The organism is Microcoleus sp. (genome assembly GCF_049646505.1).
GTDB lineage: Bacteria > Cyanobacteriota > Cyanobacteriia > Cyanobacteriales > Microcoleaceae > Microcoleus.
Genome location: NZ_JBARVX010000119.1, coordinates 1 through 6,455 on the forward strand (window position 1 = coordinate 1; position 6,455 = coordinate 6,455).

Below are 6,455 nucleotides of genomic sequence, written 5' to 3' on the forward strand. Positions count from 1 at the left end.
AAAGCCGTGGACTTGACGGCGTTCTGCCGAAGACAAAGATTTTAGTTCAATTTCAGATCCTGTCGATCGCGCTCTATCTGCTGCCTGCTCAGCCATCGAGCGCAATTCCTCTTGGCGGCGGATGCGATAGCCATCGAGTTCAACTGTATAAGGCATTGATTCATCTGACTCGTTACCTATGTTGGCAACCGCGTTGCACAGGTACTGAATCGCATCTAGTACATCACCGTCAGGCCCCACTAAGATCGCAACTTGTTCGGGAGTCAGATTGCTTCGATCTATTGTCATCCAATAGCAATCTTTTTTTTGTTCGCATACCACTTCTGAGGAAAGTGCGGACAGTTTTAGGAGTTCTTCTAACCATTGCTGTCCGCGCTGCATTTGAGATTCTTTCATTGTTAAAATCAAGCCTTTTTCTTAGAACGCTTGGGTTCAAAGGGAAGTACATCTAATCCCTGTTCTTTTTGGGTTTTCGCCTCTGCTTCATCCACAATTTTTTGAAGATTTTCCGGCAGCGGTTCTCTGGACAAAATAAACGATTGAACTGTTTGGAAGATGTTAGCAATCAGCATATACATCAATACACCAGCGGGCAGCGGGAAGAACAAAAACATCCCCGAAAATATGACTGGCGTTAGTTTGTTGACTGTCGCCTGTTGGGGGTTGTCGTTTGGCCCTTGTGCTTGTCCCGAAAGGGTTTGGTTGATGTACAAACTGATGCCGAAGCCGAGGATCATCACCAAAATATCCCAGTGGATCTTACCGTCTGGGTCGATCGCGCCAACGCGGCCTAGAGCTTCAATAAACAGGAATCCTTTGTTGGCAGCCAATCCGGGGATCGTGCCTTGAACAGTGACTTCACCGGGCGCTAAGGCTGTGATGTTGCCCTGTTCGTCTACGTTGACGAGTTCTTCGCCTTTGATAACTTTCCAGCGAGGTTCAAGGTCTATTTCGGTTTTATTTTCTGTCGCTATGGCTTGGAGAGCTTTGCCCTGTGGGGTTTGAAAATCAATTTTGGTTGTGTCGCCGACTGCGAGTTTCTCGCCGCCTGGAATCACGCCCACAATTGGAGCATGAAAAGTACCTGTGAAGTAAATATTTTGGGGCGGCGTAGCAAAAGCTTGCGGTTGAACAGTTTCGATTTGTTCTTTCGGGACAATTTCAACGTTGACGCTGTAATTTATGTCAGAAAATGGCGAACCCCTGAGCGTTGCGAAAAGTGCAAACAGCACTGGCATTTGCAGCACCAACGGGAAACATCCTGCTAGAGGGTTGCCAAATTCTTTGTAGACTTGGCTCATTTCCTCCTGCTGTTTAGTAGGATTGTCTTTATAGAGTTTTTGAATTTGATCTACTCGCTCTTTCATCAACGGCTGCGCTACTTTCATGCGTCGCATATTGCGAAGAGAGCCTGCGTTGAGAGGATAAAGAGCAAAGCGAATCACCAGCGTCAGAGCTACGATCGCTAAACCGTAGCTTGGCACGATCCCGTAGAAAAAATCCAGGATCGGCAGCATGAGGTTGTTGGAGAGAAACGAGATACCAAAATCCATTCGTTTGTTCGTTAATTTAGCTGCTCTTTGTTTGCTGTTGAGAACTATTTGCACCCGCTGAAGGCGGGCTGCCTCAACTTTTTGGCTTTTGTCTCTATCTTAGGACATTGCCTGTCGATCGACCGCCCCGCCTGCGGTTTTTTGCAATCAATTGCCCAATATTCGCACTGATTTCACAGAAAAAGCGGACACTAGGGCCCGACTTCTGTCGTCAGCCACCCCAAATTTTAGACTTTTGTTCGAGATTCCAGAGGCATCTGTCCCCGTCAATTTTTCAATCTAAAACCGACTGATTCGGGCTTCAAATCAGGGTGAAAGCGGTGCCGTTATTTAGCTTTTAGCCGCGTTGGCTTTTTGAGCTGCTGCGGGCAGTTTTTCGTTAATGTAGTCATACACGGCTCGGAATTTCGGAATCGATCGCAATTCTAAGCGGCTGCCATTTTTCATTGTCAGCACCATGTCACCGTAACTCCCGAAACCGCGAGGTACGGTGACAATTTTGACTATATCTGAGTAGATAACGTCTGTGCGATCGCCTCCCATCCAACCGCTAGTTACGGAGACGCGGCGGCTGGTGATCCGGTAGCGCAGCCACAGAGCTCGGACAATTGCTCCTACTGCCAGTGGGATTCCCACGACAGTCAGCCCTAGGAGCAAGTTGATTATCAAGTCTGCAGGCGCGGGGCCGCCTTCATAATATACTTCCTCTCGAATTCCCATCTAGTACCTCGGCTTCTACCAACAACTGCTCTAATTCTTGCAGAATTTCTGCATAATTGCACTCTTGTGCGATCGGACGCACGACAATTACTAAATCCCACCCGAATTTTAATCGGGGCAATAGCTCTCGCAAAGCGGCCCGAATCTGGCGCTTAATCCGGTTGCGGACTACAGCGCGCTTGCTCACCTTGAGGCTGATAGAAATGCCTGTACGAGTGGGCGGCACCGATTTCTCGGCTGTCGGTTTGCTCAATTCGACGCTTTTGGGTTTGTGCAGAGCTCTCAAGCTCAAATGAGCGGAGTTGCGGCGCATTCCCTTGCGGTAGACGGCGCTGAAGTCTTTTCGGTGCTTGAGTCGGTTTGTAGGAGGCAACATGGTGGCTGCGATCGTTGAGGCTTCTCAACCAAGGCTGCGGTGCTAGACTGCTAGGCGGTGGCGACCTTTGCTGCGGCGGGCCTTGATTACCAATCGACCGTTTACGGTACGCATTCTGGCGCGAAAACCGGATGTTCTTTTTCTTTTGCGGCTGGTTCCGTGCAGGGTTTGCTGTGTCATTTCGATTTCTCCGGGCTTGTTACTTTACTTTAGATTAATATTCACAATCTGCTAGTTTACCATAAAGTTGTTTTATTCGCAATAAAATTTTTATGAGTTGAGATGTATTGAGAGTTGATGGAAATTGCGATCGCAGCCTTGAATGATTAGTACAGGCTATAACTCCGACTTCTTTAAACGTTGCGGGTTTATGAACCGCTGATATTTATTGAAAGCCTTGCGAAAAAAAATTAATTGGATGTTTGAAAAACAATGCGTTAAAATGCAAAATATAACCAACCCCAAAAAACAGATGAATGCCACAGTATTAACCTCTACTCCGAATCCTTTAACCCAATTAACTTATCAAGTTCTAATTGAAAAGCACGATGAAGACACCTCTACAGCGCAATAGTTTGGGAATTGCCAGAGTGCAGAAGCTCAGGATCTAGTAAAGAAGAAGCTTTGAAAATTTTACACCGATTGTTGACGGAGCGTCTAAAAAGGGTCGAAATAATCTCTATGACAGTAGACATTCCCAAAGCTGAAAATCCTGTGATGAAGTGGGCAGGAGCCTTTAAAAACGATCCGCACTTTGATGAGATGCTAGAAGATATAGCCTTTCTCAGAAAGATGAGGTGCTCTCGTGGGCCTAAAAGCATCGGGCATCGGGCCTAAAAGCATCGGCCAAACCGGGCATCGGCCAAACCGGGCCTAAAAGCATACCTCACCTTTGTGAGAACCGCTATATTGCAGAACTTCGCCGCGATAGAAATGCAGAAATGACAGAATATTACGATTGACTCGATGAGGCAGAAGCCATAAATCAAAGTGCAATGGAGGAAACAGCTAAGTGACTTTGTGGATATTCGATCCAAATGTTGATTAGGAAAGTAAATTATGAATATTAACTCTCTAGCTGAACTAGAAAATTTAGAATCAACAATAGAATCACTTTTGGGAAATCTCAAACTTGGAGATATCCTGCATTCACTGTATCTACTTAAAAAAAGCTCTCCTAAACTGGAACCTTTTATGATTGGAGGGGTCGCTTTATTGGCAATTAGATTTTGTCATCCCAGTAAAATATCTCAATCAATAAAAAAACACGATCTTCGCAACCTAGTCAATATTTCTAATGACTACTACTTGGCCGATCCTATAACTTTTGACAACGATTTGCATGATAAATTTATTGATGAAAATCCAATTTTTATGCTGTTAAGAGTTGTCAGTAGTCAATTCCCTTTTAAACCTGGTCTTTTTAGTGAATTCTCCCGCCCAACACTATTATTCCATGAAATTCCACAACAATTAAAAAACCTTCGCGGTATTCCTGGATTTGATTTTGACAGCAAATTTCAGGCGATAACTGGTGTTTCTGTTATCGATTTTATAACCATAGGTTTTGTAATCTTTTCTGTATGTCGTGGTAATTTTACGGTCAGTCAAGATTACTTCAAAAAGATGCGAAAACAGGGAATTAATGTAAGCGACCAATCTTTTAGAGCGGTTCTTAATCAACTGGCAGCAGATAAATCGAAATTGGTTGAACTATATGAGAACCGAAAAAATCAAGATCGGCGTTTCAGGATGTATGATTTTAATCCTCTGTTTTCCTATCCAATTATCAGACCTTGCCAAAATAAGCAATTTTCTACTCCGGGCAAGGATTTTATTCATGCACCTGTACCTGAGTTAGTCGCTTCAAGAATTTCAACTGGAATTTTTTATCAAATGTACAATACATATGGCACCGAATTTTCTGAATATTTCGGCTTTGTTTTTGAGCGATATTTCGGTCTTGTATTGGAAAAATGTTTGTTGTCGGAGCAGTTATTGTCAGAGTCAGACATCCGAAACTTCTATCCCGCCAAGAAAGGGAAAGCTCCGGATTGGATCGTAGTTGATGGCTCAACAGTTCTCTTATTTGAATGTAAAGCAACCCGGTTCTCTAGAGCTGCACAAGCAATAGCCAATGAAGATGCTGTCAATAGTAGTCTAGCGCAAGTAAAGAAAGGTTTGAAGCAACTTGCTAGTTTCATATCTGCTTGTCAGGCTAAAGTTCCTGAGCTTCAGAAGTTTCACCACTGTAATACATTTAAGCCAATTCTTGTTTCAATGGAACCACTATTTCTGATTAATAGCGAGTTCTTTCGACAACATATTAATGCCCTATTAGAAACCGAAGGAATAACTGGACTTGACTGGCAAATACTTTCAATTGATGAGCTAGAAGCTCTACAACCTCATATTGCTGCTGGTTTTAACTTGGCTCAGGTTTTAGATGAATTACGAAATAAATCATTCAATGATGTTATTGAAAATTTAAGCTCTCAAACTAACAGAACTTTTGCTGATTCTTTTTTGTATGATAAGCAGGAAGAGCTTTATCAGCGTCTTGGCGTTCCTGAATAAAGCCGTCCAGGAAATAGAAAAGGTGATAAACAGCATTGATCGCAGGGATAACCACATAACAGCCCCAATGGACACCGAGCGTCGGAAGGTTATCTCATGGAGGTTCGAGGATATCTGCGGCGGGTGATTGGGAAGGTTATCTCACTTGGTTTCTGAGTAGGGACATTACAGAGCCGAGATCGATCGCAGCGATTAGCTGGTGCAATTCTGTTTAAATGTTGCTTGGGCTCAGGTGCGATCGCCACAGATCGATTATTGCTCGAATTCCAGACTGAAAACTGGATTTCTTACCCAATTTCTCGCACATTGAAGTTTTTACCCCTCTCTACAAGAGCTACCATCCTATACATCTAGTAATCGATCGGGATCGATACCTTGCGATCGCAGCATTTCCTCTAACCGTTCTACACGTTGCTGGGCTTGTTCCTTGGCCAGTCGCTCTTGCTCCTTCGCCAGTCGCTCTTGTTCCTTCGCCAATCGCTCTTGCTCTGTGCGTTGTCTTTCCCGCTCTTCAGGGCTTAGTTCGCGATCGCCCGCTGCGTCGTACCACGTCAAAATTTCCTGGGACAAGCCACCTACCATACCCCGATAGCGCCCAATTCCCAAGCCTACCTCTGGCATCCAGTAAGGTTCGCCAATTTGTAGTTGATAAACGCCATTTTCGAGTTTGTACAGTTCAAAGGATTGATGGCGATCGCGCTGCCAAAATTCGGGGTTATAAATTAGGTAATACAGCACGCCTAACTCGGCGTAGAGCTCCAGTTTTTCATCATATTCGCCTCCCGGACGGTGGGACACCATCTCCAACACAAAAATCGGCACCACCTCGTTTTCTTCCCAAGTGGCATAGCTGCGCCGCGATTTTCCTCCCTTCTTGCGCTCTACCCCCAGACTCAGGAAACCATCAGGAACCACGGGCACTTTCGGACTCACCCCAGTAGTGTGATACACCGCCATATCTACGCCGAAGTACCAGTCCATCCGCGCTGACCAGAGGTAAATCAATGACAGCAGCAACAAATTGGGTAACAGGTTCTGGTCTTCGTTATCCACGGGCGTATCGTCCGAACAGGGCAGGTCGGCAGTGCTGGGCAAATTTTGCAACAGAGACTTGGAAATCACCGGAGGAACCGCCAGAGACACTTAGTTTATACTATTGTACCGTAGCTGACATTCAAGGAAACACAGTTAAATTCATCCGTGTATCCGTGTCAAAATCCGTGTAGAGC

Annotated in this window: 9 protein-coding genes; 3 read left to right on the plus strand and 6 right to left on the minus strand. The window is 44.9% G+C overall.

The features are described 5' to 3' along the window. The 5 genes from WBA89_RS06995 to rpmH form a co-directional block, all read right to left on the minus strand. Positions 1–396, minus strand: a 396-nt coding sequence (locus WBA89_RS06995; RefSeq protein ID WP_424405057.1) for a protein jag, incomplete at its 3' end; no start/stop codon positions are given. A gap of 8 nt (positions 397–404) precedes the next feature. After that, positions 405–1,553, minus strand: a complete 1,149-nt coding sequence (yidC, locus tag WBA89_RS07000; protein WP_424405059.1) for a membrane protein insertase YidC — start codon at positions 1,551–1,553, stop codon at positions 405–407. A 330-nt stretch (positions 1,554–1,883) separates the two neighbouring features. Continuing rightward, positions 1,884–2,273: a PH domain-containing protein gene (locus WBA89_RS07005; protein WP_424405061.1), complete on the minus strand. Its 390-nt coding sequence runs from the start codon at positions 2,271–2,273 to the stop codon at positions 1,884–1,886. Then, a complete protein-coding gene (gene rnpA, locus WBA89_RS07010; RefSeq protein ID WP_193974121.1) occupies positions 2,245–2,649 on the minus strand; it encodes a ribonuclease P protein component in 405 nt (134 codons plus the stop codon). The genes WBA89_RS07005 and rnpA overlap by 29 nt, the downstream gene beginning before the upstream one ends. A 42-nt stretch (positions 2,650–2,691) precedes the next feature. Continuing rightward, positions 2,692–2,829, minus strand: coding sequence for a 50S ribosomal protein L34 (gene rpmH, locus WBA89_RS07015; protein ID WP_193974120.1), 138 nt, complete (start codon positions 2,827–2,829; stop codon positions 2,692–2,694). 262 nt (positions 2,830–3,091) lie between these two features. Here rpmH and WBA89_RS07020 point away from each other — a divergent pair, with 262 nt between their 5' ends. The 3 genes from WBA89_RS07020 to WBA89_RS07030 all read left to right on the plus strand — a co-directional run bounded on the left by WBA89_RS07020 (position 3,092) and on the right by WBA89_RS07030 (position 5,226). Beyond that, positions 3,092–3,223, plus strand: coding sequence for a hypothetical protein (locus WBA89_RS07020; RefSeq protein ID WP_424405064.1), 132 nt, complete (start codon positions 3,092–3,094; stop codon positions 3,221–3,223). 107 nt (positions 3,224–3,330) lie between these two features. Beyond that, complete coding sequence (locus tag WBA89_RS07025; RefSeq protein WP_424405066.1) at positions 3,331–3,486, plus strand: hypothetical protein; 156 nt, start codon at positions 3,331–3,333, stop codon at positions 3,484–3,486. A gap of 222 nt (positions 3,487–3,708) precedes the next feature. Continuing rightward, positions 3,709–5,226, plus strand: coding sequence for a hypothetical protein (locus tag WBA89_RS07030; protein WP_424405068.1), 1,518 nt, complete (start codon positions 3,709–3,711; stop codon positions 5,224–5,226). A 342-nt stretch (positions 5,227–5,568) separates the two neighbouring features. Here WBA89_RS07030 and WBA89_RS07035 read toward each other — a convergent pair whose 3' ends face one another. Next, complete coding sequence (locus WBA89_RS07035; protein WP_424405070.1) at positions 5,569–6,369, minus strand: Uma2 family endonuclease; 801 nt, start codon at positions 6,367–6,369, stop codon at positions 5,569–5,571. Positions 6,370–6,455: the final 86 nt, after the last annotated feature.

Coding starts and splice junctions, on each gene's coding strand:
- WBA89_RS07005 (WP_424405061.1), bottom strand. CDS start 2,273: ATGGGAATTCGAGAGGAAGTATATTATGAAGGCGGCCCCGCGCCTGCA.
- rpmH (WP_193974120.1), bottom strand. CDS start 2,829: ATGACACAGCAAACCCTGCACGGAACCAGCCGCAAAAGAAAAAGAACA.
- rnpA (WP_193974121.1), bottom strand. CDS start 2,649: ATGTTGCCTCCTACAAACCGACTCAAGCACCGAAAAGACTTCAGCGCC.
- WBA89_RS07030 (WP_424405068.1), top strand. CDS start 3,709: ATGAATATTAACTCTCTAGCTGAACTAGAAAATTTAGAATCAACAATA.
- WBA89_RS07020 (WP_424405064.1), top strand. CDS start 3,092: ATGCAAAATATAACCAACCCCAAAAAACAGATGAATGCCACAGTATTA.
- yidC (WP_424405059.1), bottom strand. CDS start 1,553: ATGGATTTTGGTATCTCGTTTCTCTCCAACAACCTCATGCTGCCGATC.
- WBA89_RS07025 (WP_424405066.1), top strand. CDS start 3,331: ATGACAGTAGACATTCCCAAAGCTGAAAATCCTGTGATGAAGTGGGCA.